22 protein-coding genes are annotated in these 16,634 nt (G+C 36.5%); all 22 read right to left on the minus strand.

Annotated features, from left to right (window positions below; translation table 11 throughout):
* Window positions 1–5 precede the first annotated feature (5 nt).
* Window positions 6–1,178 carry a DUF2062 domain-containing protein gene (locus tag SOP96_RS17305; protein WP_326322146.1) on the minus strand — a complete coding sequence of 391 codons (1,173 nt, stop codon included), beginning with the start codon at window positions 1,176–1,178 and terminating at the stop codon, window positions 6–8.
* Window positions 1,179–1,183: 5 nt separating this feature from the next.
* On the minus strand, window positions 1,184–1,660 hold the full coding sequence (locus SOP96_RS17310) for a hypothetical protein (RefSeq protein WP_326322147.1): 477 nt from the start codon (window positions 1,658–1,660) through the stop codon (window positions 1,184–1,186).
* Entirely contained in the window at window positions 1,657–2,037 is a 381-nt protein-coding gene (locus SOP96_RS17315; protein WP_326322148.1) for a 3-hydroxyacyl-ACP dehydratase, read from the minus strand. Before SOP96_RS17315 ends, SOP96_RS17310 begins: the two co-directional genes overlap by 4 nt.
* Complete coding sequence (locus SOP96_RS17320) at window positions 2,037–2,510, minus strand: hypothetical protein (RefSeq protein WP_326322149.1); 474 nt, start codon at window positions 2,508–2,510, stop codon at window positions 2,037–2,039. Before SOP96_RS17320 ends, SOP96_RS17315 begins: the two co-directional genes overlap by 1 nt.
* Window positions 2,511–2,640: 130 nt before the next feature.
* Entirely contained in the window at window positions 2,641–3,198 is a 558-nt protein-coding gene (locus SOP96_RS17325) for an outer membrane lipoprotein carrier protein LolA (protein ID WP_326322150.1), read from the minus strand.
* Between the two features lie 178 nt (window positions 3,199–3,376).
* The gene (locus tag SOP96_RS17330) at window positions 3,377–4,120 is read right to left on the minus strand and encodes a polysaccharide deacetylase family protein (protein WP_326322151.1); all 744 of its coding nucleotides are present in this window, start codon (window positions 4,118–4,120) and stop codon (window positions 3,377–3,379) included.
* Between the two features lie 171 nt (window positions 4,121–4,291).
* On the minus strand, window positions 4,292–5,359 hold the full coding sequence (locus SOP96_RS17335; protein WP_326322152.1) for a beta-ketoacyl synthase N-terminal-like domain-containing protein: 1,068 nt from the start codon (window positions 5,357–5,359) through the stop codon (window positions 4,292–4,294).
* Window positions 5,356–6,555 (minus strand): beta-ketoacyl-[acyl-carrier-protein] synthase family protein, encoded by a 1,200-nt coding sequence (locus tag SOP96_RS17340; RefSeq protein ID WP_326322153.1) that lies wholly within the window; start codon window positions 6,553–6,555, stop codon window positions 5,356–5,358. Before SOP96_RS17340 ends, SOP96_RS17335 begins: the two co-directional genes overlap by 4 nt.
* Before the next feature lie 81 nt (window positions 6,556–6,636).
* Window positions 6,637–6,894, minus strand: a complete 258-nt coding sequence (locus SOP96_RS17345; RefSeq protein WP_066437770.1) for a phosphopantetheine-binding protein — start codon at window positions 6,892–6,894, stop codon at window positions 6,637–6,639.
* A 94-nt stretch (window positions 6,895–6,988) separates the two neighbouring features.
* A complete protein-coding gene (locus SOP96_RS17350) occupies window positions 6,989–7,528 on the minus strand; it encodes a 3-oxoacyl-ACP synthase (protein ID WP_326322185.1) in 540 nt (179 codons plus the stop codon).
* A 155-nt stretch (window positions 7,529–7,683) separates the two neighbouring features.
* The gene (locus SOP96_RS17355) at window positions 7,684–7,869 is read right to left on the minus strand and encodes a hypothetical protein (RefSeq protein WP_326322154.1); all 186 of its coding nucleotides are present in this window, start codon (window positions 7,867–7,869) and stop codon (window positions 7,684–7,686) included.
* A gap of 33 nt (window positions 7,870–7,902) precedes the next feature.
* Window positions 7,903–9,048: a beta-ketoacyl synthase N-terminal-like domain-containing protein gene (locus SOP96_RS17360; protein WP_411911992.1), complete on the minus strand. Its 1,146-nt coding sequence runs from the start codon at window positions 9,046–9,048 to the stop codon at window positions 7,903–7,905.
* On the minus strand, window positions 9,045–9,470 hold the full coding sequence (locus SOP96_RS17365; protein WP_326322155.1) for an acyl-CoA thioesterase: 426 nt from the start codon (window positions 9,468–9,470) through the stop codon (window positions 9,045–9,047). The genes SOP96_RS17360 and SOP96_RS17365 overlap by 4 nt, the downstream gene beginning before the upstream one ends.
* Window positions 9,471–9,628: 158 nt before the next feature.
* On the minus strand, window positions 9,629–10,009 hold the full coding sequence (locus SOP96_RS17370) for a GxxExxY protein (RefSeq protein WP_326322156.1): 381 nt from the start codon (window positions 10,007–10,009) through the stop codon (window positions 9,629–9,631).
* Between the two features lie 144 nt (window positions 10,010–10,153).
* The gene (locus tag SOP96_RS17375) at window positions 10,154–11,419 is read right to left on the minus strand and encodes an ABC transporter permease (RefSeq protein ID WP_326322157.1); all 1,266 of its coding nucleotides are present in this window, start codon (window positions 11,417–11,419) and stop codon (window positions 10,154–10,156) included.
* Entirely contained in the window at window positions 11,406–12,161 is a 756-nt protein-coding gene (locus tag SOP96_RS17380; RefSeq protein ID WP_326322158.1) for an ABC transporter ATP-binding protein, read from the minus strand. Before SOP96_RS17380 ends, SOP96_RS17375 begins: the two co-directional genes overlap by 14 nt.
* Window position 12,162: 1 nt before the next feature.
* Window positions 12,163–13,158: a BtrH N-terminal domain-containing protein gene (locus SOP96_RS17385; RefSeq protein ID WP_326322159.1), complete on the minus strand. Its 996-nt coding sequence runs from the start codon at window positions 13,156–13,158 to the stop codon at window positions 12,163–12,165.
* Between the two features lie 33 nt (window positions 13,159–13,191).
* Window positions 13,192–13,596 (minus strand): hypothetical protein, encoded by a 405-nt coding sequence (locus SOP96_RS17390; RefSeq protein WP_326322160.1) that lies wholly within the window; start codon window positions 13,594–13,596, stop codon window positions 13,192–13,194.
* A gap of 4 nt (window positions 13,597–13,600) precedes the next feature.
* Window positions 13,601–14,044, minus strand: a complete 444-nt coding sequence (locus tag SOP96_RS17395; protein ID WP_326322161.1) for an ABC transporter permease — start codon at window positions 14,042–14,044, stop codon at window positions 13,601–13,603.
* A gap of 69 nt (window positions 14,045–14,113) precedes the next feature.
* Window positions 14,114–14,545 carry a hypothetical protein gene (locus tag SOP96_RS17400; RefSeq protein WP_326322162.1) on the minus strand — a complete coding sequence of 144 codons (432 nt, stop codon included), beginning with the start codon at window positions 14,543–14,545 and terminating at the stop codon, window positions 14,114–14,116.
* Window positions 14,546–15,685: a beta-ketoacyl-ACP synthase III gene (locus tag SOP96_RS17405; RefSeq protein WP_326322163.1), complete on the minus strand. Its 1,140-nt coding sequence runs from the start codon at window positions 15,683–15,685 to the stop codon at window positions 14,546–14,548.
* A 1-nt stretch (window position 15,686) separates the two neighbouring features.
* On the minus strand, window positions 15,687–16,601 hold the full coding sequence (locus SOP96_RS17410) for a dialkylrecorsinol condensing enzyme DarA (RefSeq protein ID WP_326322164.1): 915 nt from the start codon (window positions 16,599–16,601) through the stop codon (window positions 15,687–15,689).
* Window positions 16,602–16,634: the final 33 nt, after the last annotated feature.

The following is a 16,634-nucleotide window of genomic DNA, read 5'->3' on the forward strand; positions in this document are numbered from 1 at the left end:
CTCTCTTAATTATTTTCCGGATCTACCTTATTCAGTAACAGAAAAACCGCAATTCCGGAAATCGCAGACATGGAAACCGATAATATGGCGCTGCCGATAAGATACTGCAGCAGATTATTTTTAACGAGATCAAAATTAAGCTCCTGGCTGAAAATGTTGCTGTTTCCACCCACAAATGGGGCACCCAGAAACAGAGAGGCCATAATAATAAACGGAATGAACGGCGGTATGCTTACATTCGATGCTACGAAAGCAAGTACTTTATTAAGTTTGAAAAGCACTGCTAAAGATATCGTAAGCAGGGTGTGGAATCCCCAGAACGGAGAAAACCCGATAAAGACACCTAATGCAACAGAAAATGCTTTGGTTCGGTTGCTTCCGTCGCTTTCCAGAACATCTTCTTTTATAAATCTCTTAAAACTTTTCTTTTTAAAATTATGGATAAAGTTTCTCGGAATGATGTAAACCAAAGTGATGGCTACCAAAATCGTATTAAGAATACTGATTCTTGTGAAATCTTTAAAAGGCCTGAAATGGGATACTCTTTCCGAGGGATCATACAGAACTTTTACAGGAACGTTTTTCACCGGAACACGCCTCCAGGCCGTCCGTACAATGATTTCTATCTCAAATTCAAATTTAGGAGTAAAATATTTTCTGGGGATTTTCTGGAGCGGATACAACCTGTAGCCAGATTGGGTATCTTCCAGTTTAATCCCGGTTTCAAACCAAAACCAAAAGTTGGAGAAACGGTTCCCGAAGCTGCTTTTCTTAGGTATTCCATCCTGGGCCATGTTTCTGTTCCCAATCAGAAGAACATCCTTACCTTCCTTTAACAAAGCTTCCACAAAAACCGGAATGTCATCCGGATAATGCTGCCCGTCTGAATCAATAGTAATCGCATAACGATAACCCATTTTTTCCGCTTCCCTGAAACCTGTTTTTAAAGCGTTACCTTTTCCTTTATTTTCCGGAAGATGAATTACCCTGATTTCGGGATAATCCTTTAGAATAACCGGTGTAGAATCCGTAGAACCGTCATTCACAATGATCATATGACCGGTAAAACATAAAACGCCGTTGATAACTCTTCTCAGCGTTTTCTCATTGTTGTAGGTAGGAACTAAAACACAGATGTTCTTTTCGGAAATTGCATGCTGTACTTCGGCGAGAGTCATGGTTTTTATTTGAAATTTGCTTTTTCGGCAGCTGTCATTGTTTTAGATTGTGCCGCAAATTTTTTAATATAGTTTTTTAAGGCTGAATTTTGTTTGCTGTAATTGTTGATAAGGAAAACTTTATCATCTTTAAGACTTCCTCTGTATCCCACGATTTTTGGGATGTTTTCCTGTATGCTCATTCGGATCAGTCTCAATTCGGCATTATTAGGATTGCTTTTTATGACCGCTTCAAGACTGGAAGCACCCGATTTTACCAGTGCTTTTCTGTTGTTCTTGGCAATTTTAGCTTCCATTATTTTGGCTGCTGCTTTATAACCCAGAATTGCAGCGTCAGATCCTGAAGTTTTTTCGGCGGTATTGATAAATGCTTCGGTGCCTGCATTGGATGCGCTTGCTTTGGCATAGCTTTCCCGAAGAGATTCAATCCCGGATTGAAAAAAAAGGAAAAATGCAGTAATGAACGAAAAAATTAATTTCATTTGTTCAATTTTTTATAGGTAACTGACATTTTTAATGCAATAGTCTCGCCAAAAGAAGTGGTATTTTTTACTTTAACTTCTTCTTCAGACTCGTTTATATACAGCTGCAAATTTAGTTCCGGTGTTTCAAAGGGATTGATAATTGCCATAAATTTAACATTGGATGCGGATTTCAGAAAAAGATTTTGTCCTGTAAATTTTTCAGAAAGTTCCTTTACAATCTGCATCATACAAACTCCCGGCGTTACAGGATTTCCAGGGAAATGGCCTTTGAAAATATCATGATCTTTGTTAAGCAGAATGTGGGCGGTAAAGCTTCCGCTTTCTGTTTTTTCGGAGGATTCCAAGCTGTAAAAATCGGTGAGAATAGTCTGCATTATTTATTCAGTTCAGTAATTTGAAATAATTTTATATTGATTCTAAAATCTTTATGCCGGAGATTCAGGCTATCTGCGAAGATAGGTTTTTTTGCGTCGAATGTAAAATCTATTTTTTCATTGTTGTTTTTGGTGTAAACCATTTGTTTCAGCAATTTATTCTCTTTGTTAAAAAATAAATAATACGCTTTCCTGCCGGATTTAGAAAGGTAAATATATTCGGATGTATTTTCAAAACTTTCCAAAACCGGAAAATTCTGCTTTAAGAGCTCCTGGAAATCATTCCGTAGAAAATTAATCACAATCTTTTTATCAAGATCAGGAAGAACATAATTCAGCTTAAAATCTTGTTCAGAAATTTCAAAGTCGATTAATTTATTTCCGAAATCTGATGTTAAAACAACACGATGTGTAGCTGCATTAATTTTTTTTATGATCAGAATTCCGCTTACGTGGTTTTTATAAATATCCATCTGGCATTTATACACGTAATCTTCATTAGATGAAAAATAGAGATTTTCAACGGTTTTTACATGATTCGAAATCGGTTTTACGTCATTAAGCTTGTATGTTTTACAGGAGACAAACGAAATGAAAATCAGGCTATAAGCTAAATTCCGAAGCTGCAACCGGCGCATTGATTTTGGTGTTTTTGAAAACAATATTGGTGGTGTCTCCCGAAGCTTCCGTCATGTTTACCTGAGCAACCGTTGATTGGTTTTTAGGGAAATATAATTCGATTTGTTTGATGTATTTTAAAAGCTGGGCAGATTTCGGGGTAAATTTTGCAATGTTGAAATTGGTGTTTTTCAGGTAAGTTACCGAAAACTCAGGATCGCTGAACATCTGTCCGTTCGAACTTCCTACAATCAGTTTGTTGATTTTTTCAAAGGTTTTGCTTTTCGCATCCACGGAAGATTTTTTCCCCTGGTCATTAATGAAAATTTTATTATCCTTGAAAATAATGCTGTACTGATACGGTTTGGTATACTTCCAGCTCAGCATATTCGGCGTTTTTAAAGACATTTTTCCGTAGGTAACAATGTTTTTGTCCAGGAAATCCATTTTCTTGGTTTGGGAAAAATCAGCCTGTAACGTTTTTATCGCTTTCGTTTCCGAAGAAACTTTGGCCACAAATGCTTTGGCTTCTGTTGTCGACATCGCTGTGTTTTGAGCAAAAACAAAAGTCGAAATTAATAAAAGAGTGCTTAAAGCTATATTTTTAATCATTGTTTAACGTCTTTAAATTTAACCACAAGGATGACAAGGGTTCACAAAGGACACTATTAAAGAATATTATTAATAATCCTTGTGTTCTTGGTGAAAAATCCTTGTGGACTTAGTGGTTTTCAAATTTATCAATTGTAAAAGTTGAATATTTCTTATCCTTCAAAAATACCAATAAATCTGCCAAAACGGTAAACGTTTTTTCCGAAGTGTCATGAAGAAGGATAATGCTTCCTTTTTTTAATTTTTTGGTAATGGTATGGTAAATTTTTTTCTCATCCTGAATGACGGTATCTAAAGAACGAACATTCCAGCCAATGCTTTTTTTGCCTGTTTTTTTAATGGCTCTGGCAATATTCGGGTTAGTGACTCCAAAAGGAGGGCGGTATAAATTTGTTTTTACATTACCGGTTTGCAAGATTATTTCATCACACTTTTTAATTTCTTCAACCATTTTTGAAGTTGATAAAAAGCCGGTATTATTTGCATGTGAAAAAGTATGATTTCCGACAGTATGGCCTTCTACAACAATCCTTTGGAAAGTTTCGGGATATTTTTCGATTTGTTTACCGATACAGAAGAAAGTCGCTTTTACATTGTTTTCTTTAAGAAGATCCAGGAATTTCGGGGTGAATTCCGTCGGCCCGTCATCGAAAGTCAATGCCACTTCCCTGATTTTTGTTCTTTTATGAGTAATGCTGTTGACAAAATAATTCAGCCTTATATCAAAAGATCCCCAGATAATAACCGCCAAAAACATCAGAAAACAAAAGAGATACACCCAAAACGTTCCCTGAAGCGCAAAAATTAGAAGATTGCAGAAAATGTAAAACAGGATAAACGGATAATGTTTCATCTTTATTGTTTATAATTTTAGGGTTTTAACTATCCATAATTTATATTCACGGTGTCATTCTGAATGGAGCAAAGCGGAATGAAGAATCTCAAATTATTATTTAAATTAAACATTATGTTTTTATTATCCTTTTTTATGTTCCAAAACCTAACAGGTTTCAACCTGTTAGGTTTAATCTTTAAGACCTTCCAACAAAACCAAACTGTGGTCATTTCCACCCAAATGATTATAAAGCAAAATATTTCTGATTTCTCCTTCTTTCAAATCATTAATCATCATCACTTCCGGAATTTCCTGATTCTTAAGGATATGACAAGCCATAAAGGTTGAAAATCCGCTCGCAGTATTAAATTCGCCACTTAAGTGTTTAAAATACAGCAATGAAGAATCTGTAAATAGTTCCATCGCTTTTGTATAATAAACGTCTGATTTTGCATCTCCGCTGAAACCTAAAATCACTGCATCAATTTCTTCCGGCAGAAAATTATTTTTAGCTAAAAATTTCTCAATGAATTGCTGGGTTTCGTTTAATTCTAAAGTATTGATAATTTCAATATCAATCAGTCGGGCATAAGAATTTTCAGATTTCTCTTTCCCCAAAACAAAAAAGCTTGATCCTTCTCCCCAGGCAACGCCATCGGTTTTTGAGTTCAGATGATCAACGGGAAAATCTTCTTCTTTTTTAATGGTTTTATTTAATGTATACAATTCCATTGTTCGTTCGGTCTGCTCGTCTGTTGAACCTACCAAAACATTTTTCGCATCACCGTCGGCAATCTGTAGTTTTACATCAAGCAGCGAAAATTCCAGGGACGAAGACGTATTTACATACGTGAAGTTGTATGCGTGGCATTGAAGGCCTAAAGCGATCTGTCCCGCCACTGTATTGTGCGTCGACTGGATGAAGTAGGTAGGAGTAAGAAACTCTTCATTGTTATCCAGCACATTTTTTAAAAATTTTTCAGAATCCTGCGAACAGCCGATTCCGGTTCCTACAATGATTGCATCCGGATTTTCAACACCTGCTTCTTTCAAGGCATAGTGTGAGGCTACGGAGCTCATTTTTACCGTTTTAGACATTCTCCTGATCATTGCGGGAGGAATAAATTCTTTATAAGCCGGTTCAATTGCTTTTAAAACCTGAGCAGAGATTTCGGGTTTTAAATGTTGCAGAAAATTTTCATTTAAAGTGTCTTGTACAGAAATGCAGGCTGCACTGTTAATGTAAACCGCACTCATGATTTTGAGAAAATTAAGGTTGAACAATTTCCGCCAAATCCAAATGAATTGGAAAGAACATGGTTGATATTTTTTTCTTTAAGTTCCGTAACCGGAGTCAGATCAAATTCTGCCATTTTTGTTTTAAAATTCAGATTGGGGAAAATGATATTGTTCTGAATGGCCAATAATGAATACACGGCTTCAATTCCGGCAGCCGCTGCAAGAGTATGGCCTGTAAATGCTTTGGTAGAGCTGAAATCCGGAACTTTATTTTCTCCGAAAATCCGGATCATTGCAATGCCTTCCGAAAGATCATTATTGGGTGTAGCCGTTCCGTGAACGTTGATATAATCAATTTGTTCTTTATCTAAACCTGAAATTTCCAGGGCCTTTTCCATCGCTAAATAGGCACCTTGTCCGTTTTCAGAAGAAGCAGTCTGGTGATGCGCATCATTAGCGTTTCCATATCCGGAAAGATATCCGATAATTTTTTTATTTTCTTTTTTAACGACTTCATCCGATTCTAAAACGATGAATGCAGCGGCTTCGCCAAGATTCAGTCCTTTTCTGTCATTATCAAAAGGGGTATTATAAGAATCCGTTAAAATCATTAATGTATTGAAACCATTTAAGGTAAATTTTGAAAGGGCATCTGTTCCACCGACAATCACGCGGTCCAGAACTCCGTTTTTTATGAGTTTTGCACCCATCATAATCGCATTCGCCGCCGAAGAACAGGCCGTGCTGATGGTTGAAACCATGCCTTTAAGTCCGAGGTAATCGGCAATTAACAGGGATGAATTTCCGGCATCGTGAGAGTCAATATATTTTTGCTGCTCAGGAAAATCTTCATAGGAATAGAAATACTTTTCGGTCATATCCATTCCGCCAACGCTGGTTGAGGAAATGAGGCCTGTTTTACATTCGTTGATGTCTCTAATTCCGGCATTTGCAACCGCTTCTTTTGCAGCAATCATTCCTAACAAGGCTGTTCTGGTAGCATTTTTTACATCTTCCAGCTGGAGTTTTTCTATCAGCTTTTCGTTGGAAAGCTTGATTTCACCTGTTTTGATGATTCCTTTGTGACGTGTTTCAAACAGTTCAATATCTGAAATTCCGTGCTTCCCGGATTGTAAGGATTGAAGATTTTCTTCCACATCGTTTCCAATAGAAGAAATAATGCCCATTCCTGTTATGGCAATTTTTTGACCCATCTTTTAATAATGTACCAATGTATCGGTTTAACAGTATAACAATATTGATACATTGCTAAATTGATACATTGTTAGATTAAATTATTTTGTTCTGTTTTCTTCAATGTATTTTGCCATAGTATCGATGGACGTAAATATTTCCTTTCCTTTTTTCGGATCGGCTAATTTTATTCCGTATTCTTTATCCAAAAGAACAATCAGCTCCAGCGCGTCGATAGAATCCAAACCAAGGCCTCCGCCGAATAAAGGATCGGTATCTTTGATTTCTTCTACTGCAACGTCTTCTAAATTAAGAACTTCGATAATTTTGTGTTTTAATTCTTCTCTTAAGTTTTCCATAAAATTAATTTGAAAATATGTTAATGAGACAATTTGAAAATGTAGTAATTAGATATTTAAATTATCAAATTAGCCCATCTTCAAATCATCAAATTTATAATGTGAGCAAATATACAAAAGCATTATAACTTTCCTGATATAACTCCACCCAGCCGCATAATACTTTTTCGGCTTTTCCTGACTGCAAAATCTGTTCCGAGTAGTTGTTTAAAAATTCTTCGTCAAATTCATCCAGTATAAAAAAGGCATTCTCGGTCTGCATTTTATGTCTGATGCTGATTTCTCCTACGCAAATGTTGGGTAAAGTGTATACAAAAACAGCGGGACTCGGAAAATAATTTTCTTGTGAATTGATGCTTTCCTGGTATTTAAAATCGGTATCTAAACTGGATGATTTATTAGCCAATACAATAGCGGTTTGCGTGTGATCTTCATCTTTTAGAATTATTTCAGAGGCGAGAAATGCAAGTTTACTCAGATTATCCATCTTATGAAATTTAGGATAATTAAGTTCCAAACTTTTGTAAGCTTCCTTGGCAAAGTCTGAGAAATTTTCAGTTTTAGCTTCAAAAATAATCTCATTGTTGAAAGTAATTTTTGAATTGTTTATGGTGCAAATATCTGTTTTCTTCATGAATACTTTCAGAATTTTAAGGCTTTTTTGTTGGATTTTGATGAGTGTTGAAAACAGCAAAAACAATAATTTTATTTTCTATAATTTGATAAATCATAATTTATTCATCAGTCTTTCTTTTACTTATTCCCACGAACAAGTTTTAAGTTCACCACTTAATATTTTCCACGTTCTTCTTCAATTCGGTCATAAATATGATCCGGAACTTGTGGATATTCTGAAGATTTTAGTTCTGAATCTTCTTCAGCATCAATAATGCTGTTGATGATTCTTAAAATTCTTTCATCTGCAATATCAATGAAGTCGTGAATTCTTTTTCTGATTTCTAGAGTGGAGTCCATTTAAAAAGCTTTAAGTCTATCAAAATTACAAAATTATTCTTTATACTTTTCCAAAACAACCGCCGCATTACATCCGCCAAAGCCTGAAGCAGTTTTCAGAATATATCTGATTTCTGCAGGCTGAGTTTCTTTAATAATATTCAAAGATTGGGAAATTCCAATCTCTTCAAAATTTTTCGATGGAATTAAAGTTTTATTTAAAGCACTTTCCATAGAAATAATGGTTTCCAGTAATCCTGAAGCGCCTAAACAATGTCCATAATACGCTTTTAAACTATTCAAAGGAATATTCTGCAGTTCTGCCCGGTTGAAAGCGATGGCTTCCATCTCATCATTATAGATTGTGGCGGTTCCGTGTGCTGAAATAAAGTCGATCTGTTGTGCTGAAACCTGCGCTTCTGTCAGCGCATTTTTGATGCTTGCATATAAACCGTCACCCGTTCGTGAAGGTCCGGAAATATGATTGGCATCGTTGACTGCCGAGTCTCCTAAAATTTTAAAACTAAATTTTTCGTTTTTAACTGGCTCAGATGTGATATACACTGCTGCTGCTGCTTCACCGAGATTGATCCCGTCACGGTTTTTATCGTAAGGTTTACAGATTCCGTTTCCGATGGCCTGAAAAGAATTGAATCCTGAAATCACAAATTCTGAAACTTCGTCTCCGGCAATAACAAAAACATCTTTGTATTTTCCGGACGAAATCATATTTTTTGCAACAGCAATACCTACGACCCCTGAAACACAGGCATTTGAAACTACAATTGGCTTGGTTTTAAATCCGAAAAAATCAGCAATTTTTTTTGCTAAATTGGATAAATAAACACCTTCCGGCAATGTATTTTTATTTTTTAATAAACCGATATTTCCTTTTGTGGTTGATAAGATAAAACCTGTTTCTTCCGTAACCTGATGACTTTCGACCAATGGTTTTAAGCTTAGCAAGAACATTTTTTCCAGCCTTGTAAAACTTTTGTTCTGTTCGGATTCGAAATGTTTGGTAAATTCTTCTTCCAGTTTTTCAGAATCAATCATGGAAACGAAAAAAGGATCATGATTTTCGATAATCTTATGTAAAGCTACTCCGGATTTACCTTCCAGAAGAGCATTCCAGTTGGAAGAAACATCAAAACCTAAAGGAGTAATGTAGTTGTAATCTGTGATGAAAACCTCTTTCATGATAATCCCATTTTATCTTTCCAGGCCTGAAAAAACTCAGGATTGTACAAGCACAAGTTATTTTCAGAATCAAGAAAAACCTGAATGGTTTCTCCTGAACAAACCAATTGATTATTTTCGTTAAAAAGCTCGTATTGATAAATTAATTTCGCTGAAGTAGAATTTACAAAAGTCGTTACGATTTTAAAGGTTTCTCCATATTTCAACGGGAGAAAATGTTCACATGTACTTTTCACGATTGGTGTTACAAATCCTGCTTTCTGAATATCAAGATAGGTTAAGCCGTGCTGTCTGCCGAAAGCTTCTCTTCCGTCTTCAAAATAGACAATGTAATGGCCGTGCCAAACGATTCCCAGAGGATCTGTTTCGTTGAATCGTACACGGACTTCTTCCGTACAGGTTAAATTTTCTTTAGACTGCATTTTGTTTTCTTTTCTTTACCACAAAGGCACAAAGGTTTTCACAAGGTTCACAAAATAAATTTTCACATTTTCTGTTTGTGTTAAACACCTGTGTTCTTCGTGGTTAATAAATCTCTAAGTTCACAAGTTATACACAATCCACAATGAATATTCTAAATTTATATCGTTCCGTTAATTAATCTTTTAACACCATTTTTAAATAAAACTGAGTTAAAATTAATCAATAAACCCAATTTGCAATTGCTTAATTTTAAATACGTTAAAACTTGAGCAATATGGATTTCATTTAATGATTCTACGGATTTTATTTCAACAACAACTTTTCTCTCAACCAATAAATCAATTCTATAGCCAATATCAAGTTTTATATCATCATAAATTAATGGCATTGGTTTCTGTTTTTCTATTTGCAAACCGGATTTCTGTAACTCATAGTATAAACATTCTTCGTATGCGCTTTCTAAAAGTCCAGCTCCGAGTTGGCGATGAATTTTTAATCCTGCATCAAATATAACTTTCGAAACTTCATTTTCATTCATATTATTTGTGTTTTTTAGATTTCCGTTTTTACCACAAGAAACACAAAGTATTTCACGAAGAACACAAAAATTATCTCTAAATTTTCAAATAGTTCATTTATTTGTGCTCTTTGTGAAAAATCTTAGTGACCTTTGTGGTTAAAGTTACACTGCATTTTGTTTTCTTTCATAAAATAGTGCAACAGCAACCATGGCTATATAGAATAAAAATAAGAAAATGATTTCTTCTGCAATGCCGCCGATCCCGCTGTTTCTTAAAATGATATCATAATATGCATTTAGACCCCAGTTCATCGGGGAAAATTTGGCGATGACCTGCATAAATTCCGGCATCAGGAAAACAGGAACCCATATTCCGCCAATGGCTGCTAAAACGACTACTGAAGTCGCTCCGAATGGTGCCGACTGTTCCTGAGTATCTGCAACAGTTCCCAGCAAAACCCCAAAACCTATTGCAGCTAATCCGGCAAAAATAGTAACAATGATTAACGGAAGCATTTTTCCGGTCACGTCAAATTGTGGAAGATCCATATAAGGGAAAAGATAAATTCCCACCGCAACCATCAGCAAAAACTGAATGACGCAGATAATAAGATAGGTACATGTTTTTCCTAAAATATGAATGAAATACGGAGTAGGGCTTATTCTTGCCCTTACACTTGTTCCCTGGCTTTTTTCTTTAACTAAATTGATTGAGAGCGGAACAACGATGAAAAATATCGCAAATAAAGCCCAGGCCGGAACATTATGCTGAACGGAATTTGGCAGCACGTCTATATTTTCTTTTTGGGGAGTGATTTCTTTAAAGGCAATCAGGCTGCTGTTTTTAAGATCTTCCGTGGTTCCCAACTGATCCTGAAATGCTTTGTAAATCTTTTTGTTTTCAATCTCAAAAACCATTTTGTTCACCGCATTCATGACATTGTTTTTGAAGCTGATATTGGTTGCGGGATCAAAGTAGAGCCGGATGTCTTTTGCTTTTGAAGTATTCTGTTTTATTGCAGAAGAATCTGTTTCCAATCCGAATGAGCTTACAATGGACTGAACTTTAGAATCAATATTTGAGTTGATATCTTTCGTTAAATTTTTTGGGATAACAATCGCCATCTGGTAATCTCCTCCGAATACAGCTTTCTCGGCAGATTTTTCATTGAAATCAGTCAGCAGCTCAAATGTTTTGCTATTTTCAAGCTGTTTCTTTATGCTTTCTGAAATTTCAGATCGGTCGTTGTCAATAAAAATAATCGGGATTTTTGAACCTTCCATATTTTTAAAGGTAGAATCCTGAATTAAAGTAATGGTAACAATCAAAAGCAAGGGCATCACGAAAATGATGACGATTCCTCCGATATCTCTTTTCAGGAGAAGGATTTCTTTAATAAAGCTTCGCCACAGTTTATACAACAACATCTCGTAATTCTTTTCCGGTTAATGAAATAAAGACATCTTCTAAATTTTCCGCGCTGCATACCTTGCTTACCAGCTCTTCCGGGGTTCCAACGGCGTGAATTTTTCCATGATCAATTATGGCAATTTTGGTACAGAATTCTTCCGCTTCCGAAAGGTGATGTGAGGTATAAATAATACAGGTTCCTTTTTTATTCAGTTCTAAAAGATGATTAATAATTGCTTTTTTAGATTGTACGTCAACACCAACAGTGGGCTCGTCCAGAAATAAAACTTTCGGGTTATGAAGAGTTCCTGCAATGAGATTGCAGCGGCGCTTCATCCCTCCGGAAAATTGTTCTACCATTTTATCGGCGAATTTCGAAAGTCCCATGATTTCCAGAGATTCATCAATTCCGGTTTTTAGTTTTTTGTGGCTTAAACCGTAAAGGCTTCCGAAGAACATTAAATTTTCTCTTGCGGTTAAAGTAGGATACAATGCGTATTCCTGGGGAACAATGCCAATAATCTGTCTTAGTTTAAAGCCGTGTTTCTGGGGCGAAAGCCCGTCGATGGTAAACTGTCCCGACGTAGGTTTAATCAATCCGGAAAGTATGGATATAAGCGTGGTTTTCCCGGCTCCGTTGGGTCCAAGGATTCCGTAAATTTCGTTTTTGGCAATGTTCAACGAAATATCATTTACAGAAAAGTCTTCTGCATTTTTGTATTTTTTGTAGAGGTTTTTTATTTCAATAAAATGTTCCACGTTATATCGCTTTTCTCAGTTTTTTATAGAAGGCTTCTTCCAGATCTGCAATGTGAAGCATTGATTTTGAAAGGTTGTTATAGATATCGCTTTTAGAGTTCCTGTTTTTGTAAACCCGGGCAATATCCACTGCAAAATCTCTCCAGAGATCACCGATCATGGTGATTTCTTTCGACAGTTCTTTTAATTCATCATTTTTAAGAATAACAGCCGCTTCCTGTAAGAAAGCGCCGTAAATAAACCTGAACCCACCTCCTCCCGTTCCTATTTCTTCCTGCATACGGATCAGCTGTCCCAAATAATGATTGGTTGTTTTTGTTCCTTTTTTAGCTGCCCATTTCGGGATGCTTTTGGCAACCCATCTCATGGCTTTTACCCCAATGATCGGTACAGGAGCAAGCATGTTTTTGCAGGTATCTTTAATTCCTTTTTTGATGGCTTCTTCCAGATGAATATTTTCCGGGATATAAGTAGGGTAGTACATGTGGCCTTTCGGAGGAAGTGCTCCTTTGGCGTATCTTACCTTTTCCAGCTCGGCTTCACTGAGGGTGGTTACATAATCCATTACTGGATCACTGATCAGGAATTTTCCGTCTTCTTTTCCATACACTACAAGATTGTGCGCATTGAAATGGAATTTATATTCTTCCGGAAAATAGGTAAGGTTGAAAACACCTACCTGAAGGCCGGTAGGAATATTATTTTCGAGGTTTTTTTCAAGTGCTTTCTGAGCTTCCTGAGGATTGGAAAATTTAAGCCTTTTAATTTTAATTCCCAGTCTTTTTGCGGCTTTGCTGAAAATAGCTCCGGGCATCGGGCGATAGCTGAAGCCAGGCGCAAAATTTACTTTTAAAAAAGGGAGGTAAACAAAAAATAACCCGGAACCGATTCCGAAGATCATGGGTTCGCTGATTTTCAGCCCTTTGTTCAATAATAAATTGGAAGCAACACCGTTCTCGCAATGTGCAGTCTGATGGTGTTCAAAATTAATTTTCATTCTTAGCTTGGTTTATTACTTTTCAACGATAATTTACTTTCCGTTGAAGTTTTTCAGTTCGTCTACTGTGATGCCGAATGTATCTGCATATTTTTTAAGGGTAGACTCGCTGAGTGTTTTAAATATTTTTGGTTTTCCGTGTCTTTTTACGCGCCATTGCCACATTCCGACGTAGGCTGCAAGAACCTGCAGATCCATTTTATTCAGTTCCATGAAATAAACAATAGGACTTACCACATTATTGGCAACATTCTGTTTTGCTTCTTCAATTCTTTCGTGTATAAGATCCATGGATTCTTCCAGCGCTGCTTTTTTGGCATCCCAGCCAATGCTGTTGGCGGTGGTGTAATTGTCATTTTCATCCGTCACATACAACACTTCAGTCATGTTTGCTGATTTAAGGTTGCTTTCGTCCTGTGGAAGGTCTTGCTTTTTCATCGTTTCAGTTTTTTACTTCTTGAATAAACAAATTGATTTCAGCTCTGATTAAAAGCTGATCATTATGAAAGGTTTCACAAAATATATTGCATATATTCCCGAACTGCGAAAGAAGTGAGGCTTTGGAAATAATTTTGTCACCAACTTTCGGCAAGGTAAAAATCTCTATTTTTTTGATGGAGGTAATAAAACCGATCACTTTGGTATCTGCATCCGGATTTTCGAAGAAGCTTTGTCCGAATATCGAAGAACAGGTTTGGGCCAGATTTTCGATAAGACCTGCTTCTGCAAATTCGTTATCGTGTACAAAAATGTTGTTTTGCCTGATCTCAAAGGAAGTCACCACATTCTCTTTGGTCAGCTCCAAGATATAGTCTGCCATTAGCATCGGATCGCGATGCGGGAGAAAATTATGGATATTGATGATGTTTTCTTCCTTTATTTCCATTAAATGATATATATTTTAAACGTAAAGCCGTTTGACTTAAGCAAGATCGCAAAATTTTTAATTCAAATATTACATAACAACCGTTTTCATCTGAGATTTCGCCACAACCTCATCATTAACCTTCGTAATGACATTTACCAAAGTCACCCCCATCATTTCATTAATAATGGAAACTTCGGATACTAGCTGATCTCCCTTTTCCGGAAGGTTATTTACTTCAAATGATTTAACGGCACCAATATATCCTGTAGGCGCTTCTTTTCCTAATAAATAATATTTGTAACCAGTGTGCAAAGCTACGCTCTGTGCCTGATGCTCCAGTAATCCTGATGCCTGGAAAGTTCCGTCCTGCATAAAAATATTTTCTTCCGACGGCGTAAATCCTGCAATCAGATGATTTTCTGAATATTCTGCAATGCTGTTTACCATCACAAAAGGAAACCGCTGTGGAATTAAGCTTTCCACAAAATCCTGATCGGATGTGGGCAATCGGTTTTCCATTTATACCACTGTTAATAATGCACAAGAATATGCGAATCTTCCGCTTTCCGGTACACAAAGCAGTACTTTTTCTCCCTTTTTCAGTTTTCCTGAATTCATTAATTCTTCAAGAGCAATGAAAATAGAACCTGCACCGATGTTTCCTACTTCCGAAAGGTTGTAGAACCATTTTTCCCAAGGGAAATCCAATCCTACATTGGCAAATTCTTCTTTTAAACCTTCTTTAAAATATCCTGACGAAATGTGCGCCAATACATGGTCTATTGTATTTGGATCAAGATTGTGCTTGTCGAAAGATGATCTTAAACTTTCTGCACCTTTTACCAAAATATACTGATCTAAAATTTTTGTATCCTGCTTCAGAGCAAAAATAGATTGTTTCAGCCATTCGTCTGAAGGATAATCTGCCCATGATTTCAGGCTGCCGTCTTCCTGTTTTTCACATCCTGCGTACATGCAGGCTTCAATTTCGTGGGCATAAGAATAGAAATCGATGAACTCCACTTTCAGGGAAGTGCTATTTGGCCTTGGCTTATTTTCCAAAAGTAATGCACCGGCACCGTCTGAAAGCATCCATCTTAAAAATTCTCTTTTAAAGGCAATAATCGGTCTTTCTTCAAGCAGTTTTAAATTTTCTGCTTCGTGATTGAATTTATCGGCAGTCATCCATGCTGAAAATCTTTCTGAGCCTACACACACTGCATTTTCCTTAACCCCTGCTTTTACGGAAAGAAATCCGTAATTGAAGGCATTCATCCCGGAATTACAAAGCCCCGTTGAGGTATTGATTTCGATTGATTTATTCAAATTAAGCTCTCCATGAACCATAGAAGCATGAGAAGGCTGGATCTGGTCTGCAGAAGTAGTTCCGCATGAAAGCAGCTCGATATCTTCTTTGCCAAAATTTTCATCGAAAAGGCCCTCAACGGCTTTTGCGGTGATCTGGGCATTGGTATGGGTAGGTTTTCCTTCCTGGTCTAAAGCGTAGTACCTTGTGGTAATTTTGTTGTTCCTCAGAATTAAAGCTTTTGCTTTTGACGGTTTTTCATTGATATAGCCAAGATACGTTTCCATTTCATCATTAGAAACCGGGTCATTCGGCAGGTATGTTGAAGCTTTTGTGATAAATACGTCGTTCATTCTATTTTATATTAATTCCTTGTAAATATTCTCTTTGTTTTTTTCTTTTAAACCAAAAGATAGGTGTTGTGAGCAAATGTAATACCAGAACTATTGGTGATACAATCCATATTGCAGCCATCAAATATACCTTAAAGAATTTGATCAGCAATGGTCGCTTTTCTTTTTTCCTGATGATGAGGTTAGACCACACTTTGAAAATTTTATTTCCTACTTTTTCTACTCTCACCAAGAAGGCACGGATTTCTACGGCTCCGTTTTTTACGAGATCCGGCTGAAGCGTTTCCATCGTATTGGCGGAGAAATGTTTTTCAATAATTCTTCCGTATTTTCCGGCTCCGCTAATTTCTTCATCTGAAACTCCTGCTGCGGGAAGCATCCCTGATTTTTCTTTTTTTCCGGTGGTCATCCAGCGAAGGATGGTCAGTACGCTGGTATAATTGTCGTGTCGGTCTACCAAAGCAATGTTTCCTACAAGCTTCGCCTGCATTTGTTTTAGATAAACTTTAAGTTTTTCCTGTGAAAACATCCACATATTTCTTGTGCCTGAAACGGTAACGACCGGAGTGTCTTTAAGAATATTTTCGGCAAAGCCGCTTTTCAGAAAAGAAATAGTGGGAATAGACGGTGTTAAATACCAAACCTGATACCCGAAAATAACCAGATCAAATTTTTTATTCAGCACTTCTTCGGGGGGCGTCAGAATTTCGCAGGGAATCTGCAGATAAGATTCGGGAAAAGTGTTGAAGAATACATCTCCTGACCACGGAAAAGGAAAGTCTTTCTTCAGCTTTATGTTGTAGTAGGTTACATCATACTCCTGGCTTTTATCTTCAAACGGGCGTGCGATATTTTTTACAATATCTTCAAGCTGGCCGGATTGGGTATAATATATAACAAGTATATTCTTTTTCATTAATTCTTTTTATCCGTTTACAAAAATATGCTT

The sequence above is a fragment of the Chryseobacterium salviniae genome, from assembly GCF_035819015.1.
GTDB classification, from domain to species: domain Bacteria; phylum Bacteroidota; class Bacteroidia; order Flavobacteriales; family Weeksellaceae; genus Chryseobacterium; species Chryseobacterium salviniae.

Excerpts from the sequence above, each read along its gene's own strand:
- SOP96_RS17385 (WP_326322159.1), bottom strand. The coding sequence starts at position 13,158 with ATGAAAATTAATTTTGAACACCATCAGACTGCACATTGCGAGAACGGT.
- SOP96_RS17375 (WP_326322157.1), bottom strand. The coding sequence starts at position 11,419 with ATGTTGTTGTATAAACTGTGGCGAAGCTTTATTAAAGAAATCCTTCTC.
- SOP96_RS17360 (WP_411911992.1), bottom strand. The coding sequence starts at position 9,048 with ATGAAAGAGGTTTTCATCACAGATTACAACTACATTACTCCTTTAGGT.
- SOP96_RS17355 (WP_326322154.1), bottom strand. The coding sequence starts at position 7,869 with ATGGACTCCACTCTAGAAATCAGAAAAAGAATTCACGACTTCATTGAT.
- SOP96_RS17410 (WP_326322164.1), bottom strand. The coding sequence starts at position 16,601 with ATGAAAAAGAATATACTTGTTATATATTATACCCAATCCGGCCAGCTT.
- SOP96_RS17315 (WP_326322148.1), bottom strand. The coding sequence starts at position 2,037 with ATGCAGACTATTCTCACCGATTTTTACAGCTTGGAATCCTCCGAAAAA.
- SOP96_RS17320 (WP_326322149.1), bottom strand. The coding sequence starts at position 2,510 with ATGGATATTTATAAAAACCACGTAAGCGGAATTCTGATCATAAAAAAA.
- SOP96_RS17390 (WP_326322160.1), bottom strand. The coding sequence starts at position 13,596 with ATGAAAAAGCAAGACCTTCCACAGGACGAAAGCAACCTTAAATCAGCA.
- SOP96_RS17405 (WP_326322163.1), bottom strand. The coding sequence starts at position 15,685 with ATGAACGACGTATTTATCACAAAAGCTTCAACATACCTGCCGAATGAC.
- SOP96_RS17340 (WP_326322153.1), bottom strand. The coding sequence starts at position 6,555 with ATGGGTCAAAAAATTGCCATAACAGGAATGGGCATTATTTCTTCTATT.
- SOP96_RS17310 (WP_326322147.1), bottom strand. The coding sequence starts at position 1,660 with ATGAAATTAATTTTTTCGTTCATTACTGCATTTTTCCTTTTTTTTCAA.
- SOP96_RS17350 (WP_326322185.1), bottom strand. The coding sequence starts at position 7,528 with ATGAAGAAAACAGATATTTGCACCATAAACAATTCAAAAATTACTTTC.
- SOP96_RS17365 (WP_326322155.1), bottom strand. The coding sequence starts at position 9,470 with ATGCAGTCTAAAGAAAATTTAACCTGTACGGAAGAAGTCCGTGTACGA.
- SOP96_RS17330 (WP_326322151.1), bottom strand. The coding sequence starts at position 4,120 with ATGAAACATTATCCGTTTATCCTGTTTTACATTTTCTGCAATCTTCTA.
- SOP96_RS17400 (WP_326322162.1), bottom strand. The coding sequence starts at position 14,545 with ATGGAAAACCGATTGCCCACATCCGATCAGGATTTTGTGGAAAGCTTA.
- SOP96_RS17325 (WP_326322150.1), bottom strand. The coding sequence starts at position 3,198 with ATGTCGACAACAGAAGCCAAAGCATTTGTGGCCAAAGTTTCTTCGGAA.
- SOP96_RS17335 (WP_326322152.1), bottom strand. The coding sequence starts at position 5,359 with ATGAGTGCGGTTTACATTAACAGTGCAGCCTGCATTTCTGTACAAGAC.
- SOP96_RS17305 (WP_326322146.1), bottom strand. The coding sequence starts at position 1,178 with ATGACTCTCGCCGAAGTACAGCATGCAATTTCCGAAAAGAACATCTGT.
- SOP96_RS17345 (WP_066437770.1), bottom strand. The coding sequence starts at position 6,894 with ATGGAAAACTTAAGAGAAGAATTAAAACACAAAATTATCGAAGTTCTT.
- SOP96_RS17395 (WP_326322161.1), bottom strand. The coding sequence starts at position 14,044 with ATGGAAATAAAGGAAGAAAACATCATCAATATCCATAATTTTCTCCCG.
- SOP96_RS17370 (WP_326322156.1), bottom strand. The coding sequence starts at position 10,009 with ATGAATGAAAATGAAGTTTCGAAAGTTATATTTGATGCAGGATTAAAA.